The following is a 23,428-nucleotide window of genomic DNA, read 5'->3' on the forward strand; positions in this document are numbered from 1 at the left end:
GCGCAAACCGGGATGGCGCCGGGCGCGGAGAGCCGCCCTGCGCCCGCCATCCGGCCGCCAAGGGAGAAAGCGCTCCCGCGTGTCATCCCGGTTTCGGCCGCAGGCCGAAGACCGGGACCCATGAACACCAGATCTCCGCAAGCCCCGGCTCGGCCGCGCCTCATCCTGTCGTCAAGGCGCGAATGGGTCCCGGTCTTGCTGCGCCAACCGGGATGACATCAGGTGCGGAGGGCCGCCCGTCAGGTCAGCTCGGCCACGTCCGGCGCGGCGTCCGGTCCGATCGGCATGCCGCGGCGCAGGGCCGGGACGATCTCCTCGATCGTGTCCACCGAGCTCCAGCTCATCATGAAGCTGGGCGGGGTCAGGTGCTGGTCGACCGTGTGCTGGAACAGCTTGAACAGCGGCTCCCAGAAGCCATCTGGATTGTAGAACACCACCGGCTTGCCATGCAGATCCAGACGCCGCCAGGACAGCAGCTCGACCACCTCTTCCAGCGTGCCGATGCCGCCGGGCAGCACCACGAAGCCGTCCGAGCGCTCGAACATCATCATCTTGCGCTCGTGCATGGACTCCACGACCACCGTCTCGACCACGTCCAGTCGCCGTTCGCGCTCCTTCAGGAAGTGCGGGATGACGCCCAGCACCTTGCCGCCGGCCTCGTGCGCGGCGATCGCGCAGGCGCCCATCAGCCCGACCCCGCCGCCGCCATAGATCATCGTCAGGTCGGCCGCGGCCAGGGCCCGGCCCAGGTCGGCGGCGCCGGCCAGCAGGGCGGGATCGGCCGCGTCGGACGAGCCGCAGAAGACGCAGACGGAATCGAGGCGGTCGGGCGCGTCGCCCATTTGATGAGGCTCCTGGAGAATCAACGCGGCGCGCTTGCGAAGGCGCCGGGAAAGACCGATTAGCTAGGCCGAGAACCTGGGAGTTTCAAGCTGACCCTACGCCGCGCCAAGTTGCTCGCCGCCCTGCCGTTCGTGCTCGGCCTCGCCGCGTGCGGGGAGGGGGGCGCCCCCGCCGCGGCCCCGGCCAAGGCGGTCGGCGGCCAGCCCGACGCCGGCTACCTGGCGCCGCCGCGCGTCACCGCGGCCCGGCTCGACGGCGAGACCCTGCGCCTCAGCGGCGAGGCGCCGGCCGGCGCGCGCGTGCGCCTGGCCACCCCCGAGGGCCAGGCCCTGTTCGCGGACGTCGATTCCAAGGGCGCATGGCGCCTGGACGCGCCGCGCGGGACCCAGCCGCAGATCTTCGGCCTCTCGGCCGCCAGCGGCGCGCGCACGGTCCAGAGCGAGGGCTATCTGCTGCTGACCCCCGATGGCGAGGCCGCGCTGCTGCGGGCCGGCTCCGGCGCCCTGCGCGTCGGCCGCGCCGGCAAGAACGACATCGACGCCGTGGACTTCGACCGCGAGGGCGGCGCCGTGGTCTCCGGCCGCGCCCCGGCCGGCGCGGCGCTCAGTGTCCATGTCGACGGCCGCAAGCTGGCCGAGGGCCGCGCCGACGCCACGGGCCGCTACGTCCTGGCCATGACCCAGCCGCTGGAGCCGGGCGCGCGCCAGATCGACGTGTTCGGCGATGCGACCGAGAACCCGGTGATGGTGCAGGCGACGCCGGCCGCCGCCCTCTCCTCCGGCCCGTTCCGCGCCTCGGCCGTGGCCGCGGGCCTGCGGGTCGACTGGATGACGCCCGGCGGCGGCGTCCAGTCGACCATCCTCCTGAAGTGAGCGCGACTTGACCCCTGCAATGGCCGCGCGCCGCCAGGCGACCCCCGGCGCGATCGCGCCGGCCTCGGTGAAAGTCGACTTCTGGCGCTCGATGGGCGACCTGGCCCAACTGGTCATGCGCTCGGGCGCGCCGGGCCTGAGCTGGCGGCTGGCCGCCTCCCTGGCCCTGGTGTTCGCCGGCAAGGCCGCCGGCGTCGCCGCCCCCGTGGCCCTGGGCGAGGCGATCAACCATCTGGCGCCCGGCGCCGGCCAGGTCGCGGCCGTGGGCTTCGACTTCCTGATGTTGGCCCTGGCCTTCGCGGGGCTGCGGCTGGTCGCGGCCTGCGCCCCCAACCTGCGCGACATGATCTTCACCGTGGTCGCCCAGTCGACCATGGCCAAGGCGGCGACCGAGACCTTCGCCCACACCCTGGCGCTGGGGCTCGACTACCACCAGGGCAAGCAGACCGGCAGCCTGGCGCGGGTCATCGACCGCGGCGCGCGCTCCACCGACTTCCTGATGCGCAGCGTGGTGTTCAACCTGGGCCCCACCGCGATCGAGCTGGTCCTGGCCATGGCGGTCATGGCCACGCGCCTGGACTGGCGTTTCGCGGCGACGGCCTTCGTCACCATCGTCCTCTACGCGACGCTGACCTTCAAGATCACCGACTGGCGCCTAAGCCACCGGCGCGAGCTGAACGAGGCCGACAGCCGCACGGCCGGGCTCTCGGTCGACGCCCTGCTGAACTACGAGACGGTCAAGACCTTCGGGTCGGAGGATCGCACGGTCGATCGCTATGAAGAGGCGATGGCCGACTATGTCCGCGCCGGGGTGCGCGCCAACGCCTCGCTGGCCATGCTCAACGCCATCCAGGCCCTGGTGCTGAACCTCGGCCTGGCCCTGATGACCGTCATGGCCGGCTACGAGGTGATGAACGGCCGCATGCGCATCGGCGACGTCACCATGGCGATCCTGCTGCTGATCGGCATCTACGGCCCGCTCAACATGCTCGGCTTCAACTATCGCGAGATCCGCCAGGCCTTCATCGACATGGAGCAGATGGTCCAGCTCCGCGCGGTGAAGCCCGACATCGTCGATGCGCCGGACGCCCGGCCCCTGCCGCCGGCCAGCGGCCGCGGCGCCGAGATCGTCTTCCAGGACGTCGATTTCCGCCACGACGCCCGCTCGACCGGGCTGATCGACGTCAGCTTCCGGGCCGCGCCCGGCGCGACCGTCGCCCTGGTCGGCCCCTCGGGGGCGGGCAAGACCACCGCCATCCGCCTGGCCCTGCGCCTGATCGACCCGCAGAGCGGCCGCATCACCCTCGATGGCATGGACCTGCGCCAGGTCAGGCAGGCCTCCCTGCGCCAGGCGGTGGCGCTGGTGCCCCAGGACGTGGCCCTGTTCAACGACACCATGGCCGCCAACATCGCCTTCGCCCGTCCCGGCGCCAGCGTGGCCGACATCCGCGCCGCCGCCGAGGCGGCCGAGCTGGGCGGCTTCATCGACAGCCTGCCCGATGGCCTCGCCACCCTGGTCGGCGAGCGCGGCCTGAAGCTCTCCGGCGGCGAGCGCCAGCGCGTCGGCATCGCCCGCGCCCTGCTGGCCGACCCGCGGCTGCTGATCCTCGACGAAGCCACCAGCGCCCTCGACGGCCCCACCGAGGCCGCGATCCAGGACACCCTGCGCAAGGTCCGGGCCGGGCGCACGACCCTGGTCATCGCCCACCGCCTGTCGACCATCGTCGACGCCGACCTGATCCTGGTCCTGCGCCGCGGCCGCATCGTCGAGCAGGGGCGTCATGCCGAACTGCTGGAAAAGGGCGGCGAGTATGCGGCGCTTTGGCGGCGTCAGACGCGTGAAGCGTGACGCGGGGCCTGCGGAAGCGCTAGGGTCGAATCTTCAGTTTTTAAGGCGCATGCCGATGTTCAATCCCAATCCCTGGCTCAAGCTCTCCGTCGACACCTTCTGGCTCGGCGCGGAGGCCAGCCAGGTCGTGGCGCTGCGCATGATGAAGCTGGCCGGGGGCGGGACCGGGGCCGCCGCCGAGGCCCAGCGCATGGTCACCGAGAAGGTCGCCGCCGCCATGGCCGCCCATACCGAACTGACCCTCGGCGCGATCAGCGGCTCGCCACACGCCGGACCGACCAAGGCGGTGGCGCTTTACCGCCGCAAGGTCCGCGCCAACCGCCGCCGCCTGGCCCGCGAAGCCTAGAATACCGCTCCTCCCGGCGAATGCGGGGACCCAGCTTCATCCGCCGAGGATGGCGCGCCAAGGCGCCTCCGCTATTCCGCGGCCTTGGGCACGTCGCGGCTATCGCTGATCGGGCCGAGGGGATGGGCGGCCGAGCGCCGGCCGCCGCCGCTCTGCTTGCGCAGGCGCTCGAACCGCTCCGAATAGACCTTGGGCGCGGCCAGCATGACCGGCGTCAGGATCAGGGTCAGCAGCGTGGCGAAGGACAGGCCCCAGACCACCGCGCCCGATAGCTGCACCCACCATTCGGAACCGGGCGCCTTGTACTCCAGGTGCAGGGCGCGGAAATTCGGGTGCAGTTGGAACATCAGCGGCAGCAGGCCCACCACGGTGACCAGGGTGGTCAGCATCACCGGCCGGAACCGCTGGGTCGCCGCCCGCACCGCCGCCTCGTCGGCCGGGAAGCCCGCGCGGCGCAACTGATAGTAGGTGTCGACCAGCACGATGTTGTGCCCGACCACCACCCCGGCCAGGGCCACGACCCCGGTCCCCAGCATGATCACCGAGATGTAGTCGAAGGTGTGGTGCACATTGATCACCACGCCCAGCAGCACCCCGACCGTCGACAGCGCCACCGCCGACAGCGTCACCAGCACCCCGTAGTACGAGTTGAACTGCCAGAGCAGGATCACCGCCATCAGGAACAGCGACACGGCCATGGCGGTGACGAAGAACTTCGCCGCCTCCTGGCCTTCCTCGTCGGCGCCGGTGAACTTCCAGCGCACGGCGGGGTCGAGGTCGGCCTTCTCCAGCCAGGGCCTCAACTGGGCGATCTTGTGGCTGGCGGCGACGCCCTCGACGGTGTTGGCCTGGACGACCACCAGCCGCTGGCCGTCGCGGCGCTGGATCGTCGTCACCTGCTGGGCCGGCGACAGCTCGATGAAGTAGCCGGCCGGCACCGGGCCGAACTGGGTCGGGATCTTCAGCGTGTCGAACGCCGCCACGTTGCGGCTCTCGGGCGGGAAGCGGACGCGGATGTCCAGCTCGTCGTCGGCGTCGTCGGGGCGGAAGCGCCCGACCAGCACGCCGCCGGTCACGAACTGGATCGCCTGGCCGACGGTCAGCACGTCGACGCCGTAGCGGCCGGCCGCCTCGCGGTCGACGGTCATGTTCCACTCGATGCCGGGCGAGGTGCGGTTGTCCTCCAGCTCGTGGAGCTGGCGGTCGCTGGCCAGCTTGGCCTTCACGATGTCGGCGGCCTTGTTCAGCGCCGCCGGGTCCTGGCTGCGCAGCTCGACCTGCACGTCCTTGCCGGTCGGCGGGCCGCCCTGGGGTTCGCGGACCTCGACCTCGATGCCGGGGATGCCCCTGACCCGCTTGCGGACCTCGTTGGCGATGTCCTTGCCGACCAGGCCCAGCTCCAGCCGGTCCTCATAGTCCACGAAGTCCAGGCTCAGCCGCCCGATGGTGTCGTTGGGCGGGGCGTTGGGGCCCCCGCCCGGGCTGCCGGTGCCCGAGCGCACGAAGATCGAGTTGACGCCCTTCAGCCCGGTCAGCCGGCTCTCCACCTGGCGCACCAGTTGGTCCTGCGCCTGGGGCGAGAGGTTGCCCCGCGCCTTGACGTAGACGCTGACATATTCCGGGTCCTGCCGCAGGAAGAACTCGGTCGGCTTGTTCTCGAAGATGAAGGCCATCACCACCAGCACGATGATCGCCAGGGTCGCGAACATGGTCGTGGTCGGGTGCCTGCCCAGGGTGTCGAGCGTGCGGGCGTACCAGCCCATGAAGCCGGTCATCTCGCGCGGGTCGCCCCGCTCGGACTTCTCGATCTCGGCCAGGTGCGCCTCGTCCACCGCCGCCTTGCGCCCGAAGATCGAGCCCAGGGCCGGGGTGAAGATCAGGGCGATGAAGATCGACGCGCCCAGCACGTAGAACAGCGTCATGGGCAGGAAGCTCATGAACTTGCCGGGGATCGAGTTCCAGAACAGGAACGGCAGGAAGGCGCAGAGCGTGGTCAGGGTGCCGTTCAGCACCGGCCAGAACATGCGCGTGCCGGCGGCGGCGAAGGCCTCTTCCTTCGACATGCCCTCGGCCATCTTGCGGTCGGCGTACTCGACCACCACGATGCCGCCGTCGACCAGGATGCCGACCGCCAGCACCAGCCCGAACATGACCATCTGGTTCAGGGTCACGCCCATGGCGTTGAGCATCAGGAAGGCCAGCATGAAGCAGGCCGGGATCGCCGCGCCGACCATCAGCCCCTGGCGGATGCCCAGCGTCGCCACGATGATCAGCATGACCAGGATGGTGGCGATCAGCAGGCCGCTCTCCAGCACCACCAGGGTGCGGCCGATGAAGTCGCTCTCGTCGAAGATGTAGGAGACCTTGACCGTCTCGGGCCAGCGCTTCTGCTCCTCGGCCACGACCTTGCGGACCTCCTTGACGGTGTCGAGGATGTTGGCCCCCGAGCGCTTGGCCACGTCCACCGAGAAGGCCGGCTGGCCGTTGAAGCGGGTGATGTAGGTCGCTTCCTTGAAGGTCCGGCGCACGTCGCCGATGTCGCCGACGGTGATCAGCCGATCGCCGTTGCGCTTGATCGGCAGGGCCAGGATGTCGGCCGGCTCCTCGACCACGCCGGGCACCTTGACCGCGAACTTGCCGGCCCCGGACTCCAGGTTGCCGGCCGGGACGAGCTGGTTGTTGCGGGCGATCACCTGGGCCAGTTCGCCGGTGGTGACGTTGGCCGCCTCCATCCGCACGGGGTCGATGGTGACCTCCAGCAGCTCCTCGCGGCCGCCGTTCAGATAGACCTCCAGCACGCCGGGCGCGCTTTCCAGCCGGTCCTGCAGGCTGCGGGAGATCTGGAACAGGGTCCGCTCCGGGGCCGCGCCCGACAGCACGATGCCGATGATCGGCTCGCCCGAGAAGTTGGCCTCCTCGATGATCGGCTCCTCGGCGTCCGGCGGGAACTTGCCGCGCGCCAGGTCGACCTTGGCGCGCACCTCGGCCAGGGCCTTGTCCTTGTTGAAGTCCGCCTCGAACTCCAGGTTGACGATCGCCATGCCCTGGCGGGCGACGGCGTTCATCTCCTTGATGCCCTCGATGGTCTGCAGCTCGGTCTCGATCGGCCGCACGAGCAGCCGCTCGGCGTCCTCGGGGCTGACGCCGGGATAGGGGACGACCACCGAGATGAACGGGAAGTCGATGTTCGGGTTGGATTCCCGCGGCATCGACAGGTACGCGAAAAAGCCGAACAGGCTGGCGATCAGGGTGACGGCCAGCACCACCTTGCGCCGCTTGATCGCGCCGTCGATCAGAGGTCCGATCATACGCCTCGTCTCCTGTTGAGGGCGGGCGCGCGCCTAGCGCGCCGCGACCACTCGAACCTTCTGTCCCTCGGCCACATACGACTGGCCGACGGTGATCAAGCGGACCGGGCCCTTCAGGCCGGTCACCCAGACGCCCTGGGGAGTCTCTTCCAGCACCTTCACCGGAGAGAAGGCGACCTTGTCGTCGGCCAGGACGTAGCGCACGCCCTGGCGGCCGCCGGCGTCCAGCACCAGCGCCGACAGCGGCACCATGTGGGCCGGGCCCGCGCCGGCCCCGATGCGCACCGCCGCCGACAGGCCCGAGCGGGTCATCTGCGGGTTGGCCGAGGTGATCTCCACCCGATAGGTGCGGGTCTGGGCGTCGGCCTCGCGGGCGGCGTAGCGGACCTTGCCCGACAGCGTCTCGCCCGAGGTGAGCTGGGCGCTGGCCGGCGCCCCGACCTTGACCTTCGAGGCCTCGGTCTCGGGCAGGTCGCCGACGATCAGCAGCGGGTTCAGCTCGATCATCGTGCCGCAGGGCTGGCCGGGCGAAAGATAGCTGCCGATCTCGGCGTCGCGCCGGTCGAATACGCCGTCGAACGGGGCGCGGATGCTCATCTGCTCGACGCCCAGCTCGGCCTGGCGGACGGTGGCGGCGGCCGAGTCCAGGTTGGCCTGGTCCTGCAGCACCTGGGTCTGCGAGCGATAGCCCTTGGCCGCCAGGTCGGCGGAGGCCTTCTGTTGCAACTGCCGCGAGCGCAGGTTGGCGCGGGCCTGGTCGAGCGTCGCCTGGCGGGCGTCGACGTTCAGGCGGCACAGGACCGTCCCCTTGCGGACGAACGCGCCTTCGGTCGCCGGGGTGGCGGCCACGACGCCGGCGGTCTCCGAGCGCACGATCACGCTGCGGGCGGCCTCGGTGCGTCCACGGATCACCACTGCGTATTCGCGCGGCGTCTCGGGGGTCAGCACGGCCTGGACGGTGGGCAGGGCGCCGTCGCCGGCGGTCTTGGCTTCGGCGTGGCCGGACTTGCCCCCGCGGCTCATGATAGTGCCGATCGTGAACGCCAGGACCAGGACGACGACGACCGCAATGACGAACAGGTACTGGGATTTAACTCGCATTCAGCCGCTTCCCCCCGGGCAGCAACGAAGTCGCGACCGCTTATTGAATCGCAGTCGTACGCCCGGGCCGCAAAAACTAGGTTGTTGTGTCTTCTGATGCCACCGTTCTGCGACTGCAAATGAAATCGCGGACAGGTTGCGCAAAGAGCGGGATAATGTGCCCCCGGCGCCGCAGGATTGCGGCATGGCCTTGCTTGTTCTTTAACGCCGCGTCCGCGCTAATATCCGCCACCCGCAAGGAAAGTACGCCGCCGTGAAATACCTGCACACCATGGTCAGGGTCGCCGACCTGGACGCCTCGCTGGACTTCTATTGCGACAAGCTTGGCCTGGTCGAGGTCTCCCGCACCGAGAACCCGGGCGGCCGCTTCACCCTGGTCTTCCTCTGCGCGCCGGGCGACCGCGAGGCCGCCCTGGCCAGCAAGGCCCCGATGGTCGAGCTGACCTACAACTGGGACCCGGAGGACTATCAGGGCGGCCGCAACTTCGGCCACCTGGCCTATGCGGTCGACGACATCTACGCGGTCTGCCGGCGCCTGGCCGACGGCGGGGTGACCATCAACCGCCCGCCGCGCGACGGCCACATGGCCTTCGTGCGCTCGCCGGACGGCATCTCTATCGAACTGCTCCAGGCCGGGCCGCGCAAGGAACCGGCCGAACCCTGGGCCTCGATGCCGAACACGGGCGCGTGGTGAGCGGCCGGCTGGCCGGGCGCACGGCGCTCATCACCGGCGCGGCCGGCGGCATCGGCCTGGGCTGCGCCCGCGCCTTCGCGGCCGAGGGCTGCGACCTCGTCCTGCTGGACCTCGATGCAGAGCGGGTCGAGGCCGCGGCGACGGCGCTCGCCGAGGCCAGCGGCCGCAAGGTCCATGCGCTCGCCTGCGACCTGGCCGACGCCGATGCGGCCCGCCGGGCGGTGATCCGCGCCGCAGCGCTGCTCGGCCGCATCGACGTGCTGGTCAACAACGCCGGCCTGCTGGCGCCGGGCGACATCCTCGACGCCGAGCTCGCCGACTTCGACCGGGTCATGGCCGTGAACCTGCGCGCGCCGTTCATCGTCGGCCAGACGGTGGCGCGGCACATGGTCGATGCGAAGATCAAGGGCTCGATCATCAACATGTCCTCGATCAACGCCGTGCTGGCGATCCCCAACCAGATCGCCTACGTCGCCTCCAAGGGCGGGATCGGCCAGTTGACCAAGGCCATGGCCCTGGGCCTGGCGCCGCACGGCGTGCGGGTCAACGCCATCGGGCCGGGCACCATCGTCACCGACATGCTGCAGGGCGTGATGGAGAACGACGCCGCCCGCCGCCGCGTGCTCCAGCGCACGCCGCTCGGCCGCTTCGGCGAAACCGACGAGATCGGCAAGGTCGCCGTCTTCCTGGCCAGCGACGACGCCTCCTACATCACCGGCCAGACCATCTATCCCGACGGCGGGCGCCTGGCGCTGAACTACACGGTGCCGGTGGCGGACTGACCAGGACGTGTCGCCCGCAGGACTTGTCCGGGACCCATCTACGCCAGGTTGTCGGGATGGAGCGCCGCCTTGAGGGGGCAGGCGCGCGCCGATCCCCATAAAGGGGAGGGCGATCGTATGCAGGCCGACCGCATATGGAGGTCGCCTTATTTTTCCTCCCCCGCTTCGCAGGGGAGGAAAGGGGCCCGCCCCGCAAGCAGGGGTATCGCGTATGAATTTCTCCCCTAGGCTCGTCATGGCCGGGCCGCCAGGTCCCGGCCATCCATAGACGCCGAACCTCGCCGAAGACCCCCGGCGCGTATGGGCGCCTGCGCGGCCGGGGATGACGATCGCAGAGCGTGGGCCGTGACGGCGCCGCCCCGCGCCGATCCACCTTCCCCATGACGGGGCGGGAAGGCTACAAGCCCCCGATGCTGCGACTGACCGAAATCAAGCTGCCCCTCGACCATCCGGAGGAGGCGCTGCGCGCCGCCGTCCTCTCCAGGCTGGACGTGCCGGCCGCCGACCTCATCGAGTTCACCGTCTTCCGCCGCGCCAACGACGCGCGCCGCAAGTCGGCGATCCTGATGGTCTACACGGTCGACGTCGCGGTGAAGGACGAGGCCGCGGTCCTGGCCCGCCACGCCGGCGACCGCAACGTCCAGCCGACGCCGGACATGGCCTATCGCCCCGTCGCCCAGGCCCCCGCCGACCTCGCCCGCCGCCCGGTGGTGATCGGCGCCGGCCCCTGCGGCCTGTTCGCGGGGCTGATCCTGGCCGAGATGGGGTTCCGGCCGATCATCCTCGACCGCGGCAAGGTCGTGCGCGAGCGCACCAAGGACACCTGGGACCTCTGGCGGCGCGGCAAGCTGCACCCCGAATCCAACGTCCAGTTCGGGGAGGGCGGGGCCGGCACCTTTTCCGACGGCAAGCTCTACAGCCAGATCAAGGACCCGCGCTTCCTCAGCCGCAAGGTGCTGACCGAGTTCGTCGCCGCCGGCGCCCCGCCCGAGATCCTGACCGAGGCCCACCCCCACGTCGGCACCTTCCGCCTGGTGACCATGGTCGAGGCCATGCGCGAAAAGGTCGAGGCCCTGGGCGGCGAATACCGCTTCCAGCACAAGGTCGAGGATTTCGACATCGTGGAGGAGGGCGGCCAGCGCCGCCTGCGCGGCCTGCACCTGCAGGACGGCGGCTATATCGAGGCCGACCACGTGGTCCTGGCCCTCGGCCACAGCGCCCGCGACACCTTCCACGCCCTCTACGACCGCGGCGTCCACATCGAGGCCAAGCCCTTCTCGCTCGGCTTCCGCATCGAGCATCCGCAATCCTGGATCGACCGCGCCCGCTTCGGGACCTCCGCCGGGCACAAGGACCTGGGCGCGGCCGCCTACAGCCTCTCGCACCACTGCGCCAACGGCCGCACCGTCTACAGCTTCTGCATGTGCCCGGGCGGCACGGTGGTCGCCGCCGCCTCCGAGCCGGGCCGCGTCGTCACCAACGGCATGAGCCAATATTCCCGCAACGAGCGCAACGCCAACGCCGGCATCGTCGTCGGCATCACCCCTGACCAGGACTATCCGGGCCACCCGCTGGCCGGCATCGCCCTCCAGCGCCACTGGGAAGCCCAGGCCTTCGTCGCCGGCGGCCGGACCTACGCCGCGCCGGGCCAGCGGGTCGGCGACTTCCTGGCCGGCCAGCCCTCGACCAGCCTCGGCGAGGTGGTCCCGTCCTATCGCCCCGGCGTCACCCCGACCGATCTTTCCACCTGCCTGCCGGACTACGCCATCGAGGCGATCCGCGAGGCCCTGCCGGTCTTCGCCCGCCAGATCCCCGGCTTCGACGCCGCCGACGCCGTCCTCACCGGTGTCGAGACCCGCACCTCGTCCCCGGTCCGCATCACCCGCGGCCAGGATTTCCAGAGCCTCAACACCGCCGGCCTCTACCCGGCCGGCGAGGGCGCGGGCTACGCCGGCGGCATCCTTTCGGCCTCTATCGACGGCATCAAGGTCGCCGAGGCGGTGGCGCGGAGCATCGTTCGCCACGATACGTAGTGAAAATACCGCACTCGGCAACTATAGCTCGTTGCAGGGATTCTGGGGCGAGCGGGTTGCGGGGCGTGGTTGAGACAAGCGGGCGGCTCCGGCGATGGAGCCAGGCGGCCGGATCGGGCGTGGTGCTCTGCGTCGGCGCGGGCGTCCTGCTGTTCTATGTGAACCGGCTGTTCGCCGAGTTGCCGCTCTATGCGGGCGATGAGGGCGCCTATCTCATCAACGCCCTCTATGCGCGCGAGCGCGCCTGGGCGCCGCAAGTCTATCCGAGCGTGCAGCCGGTGGCCAATACGCTCTATTTCGCCATCGTCCGGCTGGTCGACGCTTTGTCGCTGAACGTCATCCCCTGGATGCGGCTGATCGGGGCGCTCAGCTACTTCGGCGGCCTGGCGCTGCTCTACCTCGTCGCGGCCCGCGAGTGCGGGCGCAAGCTCGCCGCCGGCTTCCTGCTGATCGCGGCGCTGTTCCCCTATTACCGCTTCGCCTTCGCGGCCATGCCGGACGGGGTCTATGCCGGCCTGCTCTGCCTGGTCGCCTTCGTCGTCTACCGGGTCTACGCCACCCGGCCGCTGCTGGGCGCGGCCCTGGTCGGGGGCCTGGCGGCGGCGCTGGTCCTGGTCAAGCCGCACGGGGTGGTGGTCGTGCCGGCCTTCGTGGCCCTGTGCCTGGTGCAGGCGGTGGTCGGCCGTGGGCCGATACCGCCCGTCCTCGCCCGGCTGGCGCTGTTCGCCGCGGCCTTCATGGCGGTCGGCGCCGGGATCGAGCTGGCGGCCGGGCGCTCGCTCGAACAGGCCATGACCTTCTTCCGCGGTTCGGCCTACGCCCAGCATCTGGGCCAGGAAGCGGTCGCCAGGGCGCCGGCCATGGCGGCCCTTTCGGCGGCCAGCATGGGCGGGCTTTGCGCCGTCCTGCTTTCCGTGCCGCTGGTCGCGGCCGTCGCCGGATGGCTTCGCGACCGGCGCGAAGGGCCCGGCGTCCTCTCGGCTGGCGGCCTGGCCTTGCTGTTCGTGGCCCTGTGCCTGGCCGGGACGCTCGCCATGGTCACGATCTTCGCCTTCCGGATGGCCGGGATCGAGGCCGAGACCAGGCGCCTCTGGGGGCGATATTTCGAGTTCTACACGCCGATGCTCTGGCTGCTCGCCGCGCGGCCGCTGGCCGTCTGGGAGCGCCTGGCCACGACGCGGGGGCGCCTGCTGGCGGCGGCCGGCGTCATCGCCGGCCTGGGCGCGCTGCTCGGCGTGTTCGCCCTCGGCGTGCGTCTCTTCCCGTGGGATGGAACCGCGGTCACGGCCTTCGCCGCCCCAGACGTCGTCGCGTTCCCGTTCGGCGACCTCGGCGGTTCGCGCCTGATCGCCGTCCTGGCCACGGCGGCGGTCGCCCTGGCCACCCTGGCGGGCGTCTCGGTCCGTGCGGCATGGCCGGCCTACTTCGTCGTCCTGGGCCTGTTGTCCACCCGCGCGGACGACGCCTGGGTCGGCGAGATCGCCCAGCGCTGGCGGGCGATCGAGCACGAGCTCCACGTCGCCGACGCTCTGGCCGTGGAGCGCGCCGCGCCGGCCGTGGTCTTCGTCGACGGCCTCAACGAGGGGCACGTGGCCTATCTCAGGCTCCGGGGGCGGGCCATCATTCGCCTGGCCTCGCCCGGGCCGATCGCCGAAGACGCGCTCGCCGGATTCAACAGCGCCGTCGTGATCGGCCCCCATCCCATCGGGGAGGGGTGGCGCACGGTCTTCGAAGGGCGCGAACTGACGATCTACGCCAGGGAGGCGCCGGCCCAATGAACAGGTTCCTCTCCGCCGCCCTGCTGGCGTCGCTGGCGCTCGGCGCCTGCGACAAGCCCGATCCCCCCGAGCCGACCAGTCCATGGGCCCCGCTGATCACCTGGGACGACGCCGGCGGCCGCATACTGCTCGCCGGTCAGCCGGCGCACGTCGTCAAGTCCTGGGACTTTCGACGCGGGGCGGCCGGGTTCGAAGCGGCCAACGCCGACCAGCGCATCGAAGCCGGGCAGGGCCTGGTCGTTGCCGCCACCGCGCCCGACCCGGTTCTTCGCACCCCGGCCGGGCTCGACGTCGCGGGCAAGGACGCGCCTCTCGTGGTCGTCAGGTTGACCCGCACCAGGCCGACCGACGCCTGGGACGGCGCCCTCTACTATTCGACCAGGCGGCATGGGGAATCGCCGCAGTTCATGACCTATCCGGCGAATGGCCCGCCGCCGATGGCGGGACGCACGGCCTTGCTGGTCTACGATCTCAGCAACCCGCGTGTCGGCGGCCGCGACTGGACCAGGTCGATCATCGAGCAAGTCCGTGTCGACCTCGATGCGGGGGCCGGGGGCGAGGTCGTCGTCCACCAGGTCGCCTTGATCGGGGAGCCGAACCGATGACGACCCCGACCCAGATCCCTTACGACCGGCGTCTTTCGGCGCATCTGTCCGGCCCGCACGAAACCGGCCTGCGGGCGGCGGGAGTGTGGCTGGTCATCCCCTGCTACAAGGTCCGCGACCACATCGGGCAGGTGATCGCCGGCGCGCCGGCCTGGATCGAAGGCATCGTCTGCGTGGACGACGCCTGTCCGCAGGGCACCGCCGACTTTCTCGAGGCCCAGGCCCAAGATCCCCGTGTCGTCATCGTGCGGCTGCCCGAGAACCAGGGCGTGGGCGGGGCGGTGCTGGCCGGCTACGCCGAGGCCGCGCGGCGCGGCGGCCGGATCCTGGTCAAGGTCGACGGCGATGATCAGATGGACCTGAAGTTCCTTCCGCACCTTGTCGCCCCGATTCTGCTTGGCGAGGCCGACTACACGAAGGGCAACCGCTTCACCTCGCTCAGTCATCTGGCGTCCATGCCTGGGCTGCGGGTGTTCGGCAACGCGGCGCTGTCGTTCGCCGCGAAGGTCTCCACGGGCTATTGGAACGTCTTCGATCCCACCAACGGCTTCACCGCCATCGAGGCCAGCGTCGCCAGGCTGGTGATCGAAAAGCGCATCGCCCGCCGGTATTTCTTCGAGACCGACATGCTCTACCATCTGGGCGCCCTGCGGGCCGTGGTGCGCGACGTGCCGATGCCGGCCCGGTACGGCGACGAGGTTTCGAACCTGCGGATTGGAGGGATCATCGGTCCCTTCGTGCTCCGGCACCTGCACAACTTCGTCCGCCGGGTCTTCGGCCAGTATTTCGTCCGCGACTTCCATGTGGCGACGCTGGAATTGCTGTCCGGCGCCGCCTTGCTGGCCTTCGGTTCAGCCTATGCGTTGCACTGGCTGGCGGTGCGCGACCCTGGCCAGACGGCCTCGGCGGGGGTGGTCATGGCCGCGGCGCTGCCGGTGATCATCGGGGTGCAGCTTCTGCTGCAGTCGATGAACTTCGATGTCGTCAATGTCCCGACTCGGCCCATCCATCCCTACCTGCGCACCTTGGAGCGCATCGCCGGAGAATAGGGGCATATGCACTGGAAGGACGCAGTCCTGTGCTCGGTTTTCGCCGTGGCCCTTCCTGTCGGCCAGGTGATGTTCAAGTGGGCGTCGATCTATCACGCCAGGCTTGAAGGCCCCTTCGTCCTGCGGGCCGTCCAGAACTGGCCGCTGATGGGCGCCTTCGCCTGGTATGCGGTGACCGCGCTCTTCTGGTTCTACGTCTTGACCAGGGTGCCGCTGTCCAGCGCCTACATCTTTTCCCTGGTCGGGTCCGCCCTGGTGCCCATCGCCGCCTGGCTGATCTTCAAGGAAGCCTTCACCTGGCAGATGGCTCTCGGCTACGCCCTGATCCTGGCGGGCTTCCTGGTGGTCGTCAGCCAGAGCCCGGCCTGACGCCGTTCAGTTCAAAGACAGCGTCATCCGCACCGGCCCGTCGGTGGCGTCGGCGACCGACTGGGCGGTGATGAACACCCGCGCGGCGTTGACCTGGCCGTCGTCCAGCAGCGCGGCCTGGACCGCCTCGGCGCGGGCCTTGCCCAGTTGTCGCAGGTCCTCGTCGGACACCGCGGCCTGGCTGCGCAGCCTGTCCTCCAGCCAGGCGATCTGGGCGCCCGGCGCCTGGTCCTTGTCGCCCTCGGCCTTGGGGAGCTCCGGCTTGGCGCCGAACTGCTTGCGGTAGAGTTCCTCCAGGATCGCCCGCCGGGTCTGCGGGTCGGCCAGGGCGCCCTGCGCGGCCGCGGCGTCGGCCTTCCTGCCCAGCCGCGCGGTCGCCGCCGCGGTCAGTTGCGCGTCCAGCCGGGCCTGCGCCAGCGCGGCCTTGTCGGCGGCGGGGTCCACCGCCATCGGGATCTCCAGGTTCAGCGCCGGCCGCTCGACCAGCGCCTTGCCCAGTTGGGCGAGCTTCTGGCCGCTGGCCTCGTCCAGGCCCGCGGCGCCGGGCGCAAAGTCGATGAACTGCAGCTCCTCGCCGCCGCCGCCCAGCGCGCCCAGCAGGGCGAAGGGCGAGGTGGCGATCTTGCTGAACAGGTTGCCGACCACCTTCCAGATCACCGGCCAGACCCTGAACTTCGGATCGTCCAGCGTGCCGCTGATCGGGATCGGCAGGTCGATCACCCCGTGGCGGTCCTTCAGCAGCGCCACGATCAGCTTGACCGGCAGCTTGGTCGCATCGGCGCTGTCGACCTTCTCGCCCAGCTCCAACTGGTTGATCACCACCCGGTGGTTGGCGTCCAGCTTGCGGTCGTCGATGTGGTACTTCAGGTCGACCGTCAGCTTGCCCTTGTTGATCCGATAGCCCGCGAACTTGCCGGAATAGGGGGTGAAGGTGGTCATCTCCAGGTTCTGGAAACTCATCCCCACGTCGGTGAAGCTGCGCACCGCGAAATAGTTCACCTGGCCGCTGATCTTCACCGGCGAGAAGCGGTCCACCTCGCCGTTCAGGTCGACCTCGGCGCGGGCGTCCTGGCGGCCCGACAGCCCCTTGATGGTCCCGTCCAGGCTCTCGACCCCGGCGGCGAAGTGCGGGGTGATCGACATGTCGGCGAAATCCATCCGCCCGTTCACGACCTTCACCAGCGCGATCTCGACCGGCAACGGCTCGGTCCTCGCCGGCGGCGGGGGCGGAGGGGGCGCCTCCGTCTTGGGCTTCCTGGCGAGCAGCGAGACCTTGGGCCTGGCGCTCGGCGGCGGGGGCGCGGCCGCGGCGGCCTGTTCGGCCGCGGCCTTGGGATCGAGCACCGCGGTGGTGTTCATCACATAGTTCGGCCCGATCACGATCTTGGCGTAGGGCTCGCGCGCGGTCACCTCGCCGATCTTCACGGCCAGCGGCTGCGTCCGGGCGCTCAGCCCGTCCAGGCGCAGGCTGCGCCAGTTGACGAAGTCCTGTTCCAGCGCGCTGTCGACGGTGTGCAGGTCGTCGACCTGCGCCATGCCCTCGAACTTCGCCGCGCCGTCCGCGGCGTAGGTGACCCGCCCCTTGGCCGAGGCCTTGCCCGAGCGGAGCTTCAGCGCCGCCGCGCCGTCGATGTAGGGCTGCAGCCGGACCAGGTCCAGGTGAGCTGCGTCCACGTCCAGCACCGCCGAGACCTTGTCCAGGGTGACGGTCCCGGCGGCCGCCAGCCGGCCGCCGCCGTCCACGCCGCTCGCCGCCTCCACCTGCACGGGCGCGGCGATGGGCAGCGCCAGGCCCTTGACCGTCACGTCCAGGGGCGAGGCGACCACGCGCACCGGCTTGCCGGTGGAGCGCTCCTCGAAGTCGATCCTGCCGCCGCGCACCCGCAACTCGGGCAGGGCGACCTTCCAGGCGGGGGCCGGCGCGCCGGCTTGGGCTCCGGCGGCGGGCCTGGCCGGCGCATAGCGCATCAGGTTGACGCCGCCGTTCTGCTCGGTCCAGGCCCTCACCGTCGGCTCGCTCGCCTCGATGGAGCCGACGCTGACGCTCTGGCGGGGCACGTCCACCGCGATCTTGGCGGCGGTCACCGCGGGCAGGGTGATCCAGTCGGCGTCGGCCCCGGCGGCGCGCAGTCCGACCCCGGTCAGCCTGGCCTCGCCGACCTCGACGCCCAGGTCCAGCGTCTCGCCCTTGAGCGCCAGGCGATAGCTGCCGGAAAGACCGAGCTCGCCGCCCGTCACCTCGAACGGCACGGCGTCGCCGGCCAGCTCCGACAACGGCTGCACCTGCACCCTGCTCAGGGCGAAGCTCCCGCGCGAGGCCAGGGGGCTGAGGCCCAGCGTGCCGCGCCAGGCCAGGCCCTCGCCGCGCTCGGACAGGGCGTCCAGCACATAGGCCGCCCCGTCCTTGACCGTGCTGAAGTCCTTCAGGGTGAAGCCGATCGGCGCGAAGGTCTTGGCGAACGGCGCCTTGCGCGCCAGGTCGACCACCTCGGCGCGGCCGCCGCGTACCTCCAGGTGGTCGATCATGATCTTGCGCGGCGGCTCGTCCTTGTCCTTGGGCGGGATCAGGTCCTGGATGTTCAGCCGGCCGTCGGCGCGCCGCACCAGCCGGGCGCTGGGCGCATCGAGCCGGATCTCGTTGAACGCCAGCCCGCCGCGCCAGATCGAGGCGATCGAAAAGTCCACGGCCAGCTTCCCGAAGCCGATCATCGGCTTGCGGTCGGCGTCGGGCAGGCTGAAGTCGCTGGCCTCCAGCTTGAAGGTGAAGGGGTTGAACCGCACCTCGCCGAGGGTCGCGGCGCGGTCGTACTTCTCGGCGATCACCTTGACGACCTGCGATCGGATCACCTTCGGCGCGACCCAGAAGCCCAGGGCCCCATAGGCCCCGACCAGCGCCGCCGCGCCGCCCAGCGTCCACGCGGCCAGCCGCAGCGGGCCGCCGCGTCGCTTGGGGGGCGGACTCTTGGCGTCCGGATGATCAGCCGAAGACGTCATGCCAGCCCCGTTTCGCCCTCGCCGCAGACTCGGCGCCGCGCCGCGAACGATAGCTCATTGCCCGGGGTTGGCCATCGCGGCGCGGCAAAGCTTCTCGGCCGCAGGAGATGCGCCGGCGGGGGCTAGCCTCGGCCGCCGTTTGCGGAAATGATCGTGGCGGGGATTGGGGGGAGCATCGAACTTGCAGGCCGCCGCAGGTCCGTCTGTCCGCTTCCATGCCCCGGCGCCGGGTCTGCGGCGCTACATCACCGCCTACTACTACGTCGACGTCCCGCCGGGTCAGGCGGTCGAGGACCTGCTGCACCCGGAGTGGGCGAACATTCGCTTCACCCTCAGCGGCCACTGGTCGATGCGGCTGGCCGGCCGCACCTATGACCCGGCTCCCAAGGCCGCGTTGTTCGGTCCTTCCAGCACCACCGGCGTGGTGCGCGGGGAGGCCGGCGTCGTGCTCGGCGTCGGCTTGCTTCCGCTCGGCTGGGCCCGGTTCCTGCGCGCCTCGGCCGCCGATTGCGCCGACCAGGTCGTGGAGCTGTCCGAATTTCTGGGGCCGCTGGCCCAGGGCCTGCATGAGCGCCTGGGCGAGGCTGCGGGCGATGCGGCGCAGGTCGCCATCCTTGACCAGGCTTTCACCGGCCTAGCCGCGTCGAAGGGCGATTTCGACGCGACGCTGCTCCGGGCCCATGATCTGCTGATCGATCCGGAGACGGGGTCGGTCGAGGACCTGGCTGCGCGGCTGGGCATGTCCTCGCGCCATCTCTCGCGGCTGTCGCAGCGGATGTTCGGCTTCGCCCCCAAGCTGCTGCTCCAGCGGCAGCGCTTCCTGCGCACGCTCGAGGCGCTGCGCGTTCACCCGAGCGAGGGGTGGGCCGGGCTGATCGACCAGCGCTACTATGACCAGTCGCACTTCGTCCGCGATTTCCACCGCTTCATGGGCATGTCGCCCAGCGCCTATTTCGCCCTGCCGCATCCGCTGCTCGGCCCGGCGGCCCGCGCCCGGATGAGCGCGCTGGGGGCCTCGTTGCAGGGGCTGCACGGCGCGCGCGCCTGATCATGTCCGATTTGTCCAATGCGCCCCGGTTTGCGCGGCGTAACCAGGGGCACGGCGCCGGCGCGGCGCATGGGGGGCTGGATCGTGAACAAGACGCATCGTGGAATCTGCCTGGCGGCCCTGGTGCTCGCCTTCATGCCGACTGAAGGCGCGCGGGCCGCCAAGCCGCTGATCAATCTGGGCCCGAAGACCGCGCCCGTCAGCGAGCCGCTGGAGTTCGCCGCCGGCGACGACCTCTCCAAGCTCGGCGCCTCGATGATCTGGCAGAACGAACGCGAGGCCGCCCGCGGCCTGCGCCAGGTGGTGATCCCGTCCTTCCAGGTCGAGTTCGTCACCCATTCGGGCGCCGTCTCGACCGGCCAGAGCCTCTCCCAGGCCAAGGTGAGCTACAGCCTCAATGGCCCTGGGCCGGAGGAGATGCAGGCGATCACCGACGCCTTCTACGCCCACTTCGTCGCCGATCTGGCGGCGGCCGGCGTCACGGTGATTGCGCTGGACGAGGCCCTGGCCCGCAGCCCCGGACTGGTCCGGCTGATGAACATGGCCAAGCCCGCGCCCTATGCCCGCGGCAAGGAGAACCGCAGCGCCTTCTACTCGCCGCCCGGCATGAAGTTCTACTTCACGCCCAATGACGGCCGCGCCAAGGCCTTCGGCGACACCATGACCACCACCGGGTCTCAGGTCCCCGAGGAGATGGCCATGAACGAGCTCGGGGCCGGGGTCATGGGCGTGCGGATGGTCGTCGATTTCGCCGAGATCCAGGCGCGCGGCCGCGGCGTGCTCGGCATGCGTCCGCCGACCGCCAGGGTGACCAGCAAGGCCAATGTCGCCCTGCTGCCGGTCGACACCCAGATGTGGGTGATCACGCCCAAGGCCAGATCGACGCCGATGGACCTGGGTCATCGACTCCGCTACGCCCTGACCTCGCCCGTCGTCATGCCGGACTCGGTGGTCTCGGCCGCCGACACCACCACCAACGCCAGCAAGCTGAACGACGCCGTGGGCTCGGCCATCGGCGTCCTGGCCGGGGTGGGCGCCAGCAGGACCCGCACCTACGAGGTCACCGTCGATCCGCAGGCCTGGAGCCGCGACGTCTCCGCCGCCATCGAGCAGGTCGGCGACCTGATGATCGCTCGCCTCAAGCAGGACCTCTAGTCGCGGGGCTGCGGTTCCGGCTCGGCGTCGCGCACATGCCGCTGCGCGAACCAGGCGACGATCAGCCCGAAGGCGAGCATGGCCAGCCCGTTCTTCACCAGCCCCTCGATGCTGAACTTCGGGACCCGTCCGACGCCCGAGAGCGGCATGACGACGTAGTTCATGACCCCGTAGATCACCACGCCATAGGCCAGGCCCGCCGCCGCCCACCGGCGCCGCAGCCAGGGCAGGGCGAGGCTGGCCAGCACGAACACCATGGCGATGATCAAGCCCATCGCCTCCTGCAGCGCCGCGCCCAGCAGCACCGTCGCGGTTCCGCCGCTGAACGCCGCCTGGCCCAGCAGGCCGCTGGAGATGAACTGCAGGATCGAGGGCAGGCTGGCGCCGCTGATCAGCATGGCCGCGCCGAGGTCCAGGGTCGCAGCGACGATCCCGCCCAGGACGATGGCCGTCGCGATGGAGCGTCTCGAAGGCACGTGCGCGTCCCCCGTCCAGCACCGGACCAGGGGAGGCTAGTCCAAGACCCGCGCCGGCTCAATCGCCCCGTCAGGCCCGCGCGAAGGCATAGACCTTCGGCCGTTCTTCAGCAGCGCCGACCTTCCCGGCGCTAAAGGCTGTTCGGGTTCTGCAAGGTGATCTCCTGCGACAGGTCCTGGGTGTCCTGACGCCCCGTGACGGTGTCGACGACATAGATTTTCGCGCCGAAGACGCCTGGAATTTCCTTCGCCATCTGCTGGCGCTGCGCGCGCGGCATGCGGTGGAGCACGGTCACCACCGCGCTCACCGTGTCCCCGGGAGCGAGGGTCGTGAAGTCCGCAGGCGCGCGGTCCCAGCACGCCATGCCCTTGTCGGATCGGCAGAAGTTCAAGCCGGTGGGCTGCAGGGCCCGGAGGCTTTGGTTCGGCCCGAGGAAGCTCGCCCCGCCCTCGGCGGTGAAACTGATCAGGTGGTTGGGGGCGAGCCAGATCGCCTTCAGTTCGTTTGAAGTCTGGTTCGTCAGCTTCAGCCTTATCGTCGCGCGATAGGAGCTGCCGTCGTACCCGGCGAGATCTGCGCCGAGAAGTTCGATCGAGAGCCGCGAGGGCGGCGCGACCGGAGCGGTCTGGCTGGCGGAAGCATCCGATGATGCGATTTGCGAGGGGGCGACCGGCTCTTCCCGCGCGATGCTTGGCGGGTCTATCGTGATGCTCGGCGCGGGGATGGGCGCTGGTCCCGCGGTGATCACCTCTTCTGACTTCGACTTCAGGCCGAACATCTCAGGATCGACCTTGAGGTACTGAAGGACGGCCACAACTCCGCTCAACGCGGCGATCAAACCAGCAACGCCAGCGAGAACTGTCGGCTTATTCATGCTTTCCCCCTCTTGCGAAGCAAGGTTGCTTCGAAGTTTGGTCAACTTGCAAGGGGGGAGGCGGCTCGGCTACGCGTTCTGGCTGAGTATCAGTCGCCTATGGGGCCGTGCGATTGCGCCTCAGGTCGCCTTCGGCGGATAGGCGTGGATCACCCCGTTCGGGTCCTCGACGCTCGCCTCGCCGACATAGTCGGGGCCGACCGGGACCTTGCCGTGGCCGTCTGGGATGTCGAGCACGTAGGTCGGCTGGCAGAGGCCCGAGAAGCGGCCGCGCATGGCCCGCATCAGCGCCCGGCCTTCGGCGATGCTGGTGCGCAGGTGGGCGGTGCCCGGCGCCAGGTCGCCCTGGTGCAGGTAGTACGGCTTGATCCGGGTCTCGACGAAGCCGCGCATCAGCGCGCCCAGGGTCTCGGCGTCGTCGTTGACGCCCTTCAGCAGCACGCTCTGGCTCAGCATCGGCAGGCCCGCGTCGATGATCCTGGCGCAGGCGGCGCGGGCGGCGGGGGTCAGCTCGCGCGGATGGTTGGCGTGCAGGGCGACATAGACCGCCTTGCCCTCGCACCTGATGGCCGCGACCAGCTCGTCGCTCACCGCGGCCGGGTCCACCACCGGCACGCGGCTGTGATAGCGGACCACCTTCACGTGCTCGATGGCCGCCAGCCGGGCCGAGATGTCGGCCAGCCGCCGGGGCGAAAGCACGAACGGGTCGCCGCCGGTGACGATGACCTCCCAGACCTCCGGCCGGCCGGCGATGTAGGCGAAGGCGGCGTCGAGCTGCGCCGGCGTCAGGTTCGACAGGCCCTCGGGCCCGACCATCTCGCGCCGGAAGCAGAACCGGCAATAGACCGCGCAGGTGTGGGTGGGCTTGAGCAGCACGCGGTCGGGATAGCGGTGGACGATCCCCTCGACCGGGCTGAAGGCGAAGTCGCCGACCGGATCGGGGTTCTCCTCGGCCAGCACCTCCAGCTCCGCCGTGTCCGGCATGAGTTGGCGGGCGATGGGGTCGGCCGGATCGTTCGGGTCGATGAGCTCGGCCATGTCCGGGGTGATGGCCAGCGCATAGCGCGCGGCCACGCGCTCGAGCTCCGGCAGCCGCTCCAGCGGCGCCAGCCCGGCGGCGACCAGGTCGCTCGGTTTGCGAAGCGTGCTCATCCCGCGCGCATATGGCCCATGCGGGGCTGGGGGGCAAATGCGGCCTAGGGTCTGTACTCATAAGGCTTGCTGATTGGGGCGACGCTTGATTCAAGGATT

19 protein-coding genes are annotated in these 23,428 nt (G+C 70.3%); 12 read left to right on the forward strand and 7 right to left on the reverse strand.

What is annotated here, in order from left to right:
• Nucleotides 1–239 precede the first annotated feature (239 nt).
• Complete coding sequence (locus tag RTL41_RS08990; RefSeq protein ID WP_312163455.1) at nucleotides 240–842, reverse strand: TIGR00730 family Rossman fold protein; 603 nt, start codon at nucleotides 840–842, stop codon at nucleotides 240–242.
• A gap of 111 nt (nucleotides 843–953) precedes the next feature.
• On the opposite strand from RTL41_RS08990, the gene RTL41_RS08995 reads away from it, so the two are divergent.
• Genes RTL41_RS08995 through RTL41_RS09005 form a run of 3 tightly spaced genes read left to right on the forward strand, consistent with a single transcriptional unit; the run spans nucleotide 954 to nucleotide 3,910 of the window.
• Complete coding sequence (locus RTL41_RS08995) at nucleotides 954–1,715, forward strand: hypothetical protein (protein ID WP_312163458.1); 762 nt, start codon at nucleotides 954–956, stop codon at nucleotides 1,713–1,715.
• Nucleotides 1,716–1,734: 19 nt separating this feature from the next.
• Nucleotides 1,735–3,564 carry an ABC transporter ATP-binding protein/permease gene (locus tag RTL41_RS09000; RefSeq protein WP_312163460.1) on the forward strand — a complete coding sequence of 610 codons (1,830 nt, stop codon included), beginning with the start codon at nucleotides 1,735–1,737 and terminating at the stop codon, nucleotides 3,562–3,564.
• Nucleotides 3,565–3,619: 55 nt separating this feature from the next.
• Nucleotides 3,620–3,910, forward strand: coding sequence for a hypothetical protein (locus RTL41_RS09005; protein WP_312163463.1), 291 nt, complete (start codon nucleotides 3,620–3,622; stop codon nucleotides 3,908–3,910).
• Between the two features lie 71 nt (nucleotides 3,911–3,981).
• Here RTL41_RS09005 and RTL41_RS09010 read toward each other — a convergent pair whose 3' ends face one another.
• Both RTL41_RS09010 and RTL41_RS09015 read right to left on the reverse strand, forming a co-directional pair.
• Complete coding sequence (locus tag RTL41_RS09010) at nucleotides 3,982–7,218, reverse strand: efflux RND transporter permease subunit (protein ID WP_312163465.1); 3,237 nt, start codon at nucleotides 7,216–7,218, stop codon at nucleotides 3,982–3,984.
• A gap of 33 nt (nucleotides 7,219–7,251) precedes the next feature.
• Entirely contained in the window at nucleotides 7,252–8,319 is a 1,068-nt protein-coding gene (locus tag RTL41_RS09015; protein ID WP_312163467.1) for an efflux RND transporter periplasmic adaptor subunit, read from the reverse strand.
• Nucleotides 8,320–8,572: 253 nt separating this feature from the next.
• Between RTL41_RS09015 and RTL41_RS09020 the strand changes: the two genes are divergently transcribed.
• The 7 genes from RTL41_RS09020 to RTL41_RS09050 all read left to right on the forward strand — a co-directional run bounded on the left by RTL41_RS09020 (nucleotide 8,573) and on the right by RTL41_RS09050 (nucleotide 15,629).
• Nucleotides 8,573–9,013: a VOC family protein gene (locus RTL41_RS09020; RefSeq protein WP_312163470.1), complete on the forward strand. Its 441-nt coding sequence runs from the start codon at nucleotides 8,573–8,575 to the stop codon at nucleotides 9,011–9,013.
• Nucleotides 9,010–9,795, forward strand: coding sequence for an SDR family oxidoreductase (locus RTL41_RS09025; RefSeq protein ID WP_312163472.1), 786 nt, complete (start codon nucleotides 9,010–9,012; stop codon nucleotides 9,793–9,795). Before RTL41_RS09020 ends, RTL41_RS09025 begins: the two co-directional genes overlap by 4 nt.
• Nucleotides 9,796–10,205: 410 nt before the next feature.
• Complete coding sequence (locus RTL41_RS09030; protein WP_312163475.1) at nucleotides 10,206–11,828, forward strand: NAD(P)/FAD-dependent oxidoreductase; 1,623 nt, start codon at nucleotides 10,206–10,208, stop codon at nucleotides 11,826–11,828.
• 65 nt (nucleotides 11,829–11,893) lie between these two features.
• On the forward strand, nucleotides 11,894–13,606 hold the full coding sequence (locus tag RTL41_RS09035; protein WP_312163477.1) for a hypothetical protein: 1,713 nt from the start codon (nucleotides 11,894–11,896) through the stop codon (nucleotides 13,604–13,606).
• Nucleotides 13,603–14,211, forward strand: coding sequence for a hypothetical protein (locus RTL41_RS09040; protein ID WP_312163479.1), 609 nt, complete (start codon nucleotides 13,603–13,605; stop codon nucleotides 14,209–14,211). The genes RTL41_RS09035 and RTL41_RS09040 overlap by 4 nt, the downstream gene beginning before the upstream one ends.
• Complete coding sequence (locus tag RTL41_RS09045; protein ID WP_312163482.1) at nucleotides 14,208–15,260, forward strand: glycosyltransferase family 2 protein; 1,053 nt, start codon at nucleotides 14,208–14,210, stop codon at nucleotides 15,258–15,260. Before RTL41_RS09040 ends, RTL41_RS09045 begins: the two co-directional genes overlap by 4 nt.
• A gap of 45 nt (nucleotides 15,261–15,305) precedes the next feature.
• Complete coding sequence (locus RTL41_RS09050) at nucleotides 15,306–15,629, forward strand: EamA family transporter (RefSeq protein ID WP_312163484.1); 324 nt, start codon at nucleotides 15,306–15,308, stop codon at nucleotides 15,627–15,629.
• 6 nt (nucleotides 15,630–15,635) lie between these two features.
• Here RTL41_RS09050 and RTL41_RS09055 read toward each other — a convergent pair whose 3' ends face one another.
• Nucleotides 15,636–18,623 (reverse strand): DUF748 domain-containing protein, encoded by a 2,988-nt coding sequence (locus tag RTL41_RS09055; RefSeq protein WP_312163486.1) that lies wholly within the window; start codon nucleotides 18,621–18,623, stop codon nucleotides 15,636–15,638.
• Nucleotides 18,624–18,804: 181 nt separating this feature from the next.
• Here RTL41_RS09055 and RTL41_RS09060 point away from each other — a divergent pair, with 181 nt between their 5' ends.
• Both RTL41_RS09060 and RTL41_RS09065 read left to right on the forward strand, forming a co-directional pair.
• Entirely contained in the window at nucleotides 18,805–19,671 is an 867-nt protein-coding gene (locus RTL41_RS09060) for a helix-turn-helix domain-containing protein (RefSeq protein ID WP_312163488.1), read from the forward strand.
• 84 nt (nucleotides 19,672–19,755) lie between these two features.
• Nucleotides 19,756–20,826: a hypothetical protein gene (locus RTL41_RS09065; RefSeq protein WP_312163491.1), complete on the forward strand. Its 1,071-nt coding sequence runs from the start codon at nucleotides 19,756–19,758 to the stop codon at nucleotides 20,824–20,826.
• Here RTL41_RS09065 and RTL41_RS09070 read toward each other — a convergent pair.
• From RTL41_RS09070 to RTL41_RS09080, 3 genes are all read right to left on the reverse strand, one after another.
• Nucleotides 20,823–21,302: a hypothetical protein gene (locus RTL41_RS09070; protein WP_312163493.1), complete on the reverse strand. Its 480-nt coding sequence runs from the start codon at nucleotides 21,300–21,302 to the stop codon at nucleotides 20,823–20,825. The two genes, RTL41_RS09065 and RTL41_RS09070, sit on opposite strands and share 4 nt — an antisense overlap.
• A 131-nt stretch (nucleotides 21,303–21,433) precedes the next feature.
• Nucleotides 21,434–22,177 carry a hypothetical protein gene (locus RTL41_RS09075; RefSeq protein ID WP_312163495.1) on the reverse strand — a complete coding sequence of 248 codons (744 nt, stop codon included), beginning with the start codon at nucleotides 22,175–22,177 and terminating at the stop codon, nucleotides 21,434–21,436.
• A 120-nt stretch (nucleotides 22,178–22,297) separates the two neighbouring features.
• Nucleotides 22,298–23,329 (reverse strand): lysine-2,3-aminomutase-like protein, encoded by a 1,032-nt coding sequence (locus RTL41_RS09080; protein ID WP_312163498.1) that lies wholly within the window; start codon nucleotides 23,327–23,329, stop codon nucleotides 22,298–22,300.
• Nucleotides 23,330–23,428: the final 99 nt, after the last annotated feature.

Source organism: Phenylobacterium sp. (genome assembly GCF_031984885.1).
Classification (GTDB): domain Bacteria; phylum Pseudomonadota; class Alphaproteobacteria; order Caulobacterales; family Caulobacteraceae; genus Phenylobacterium.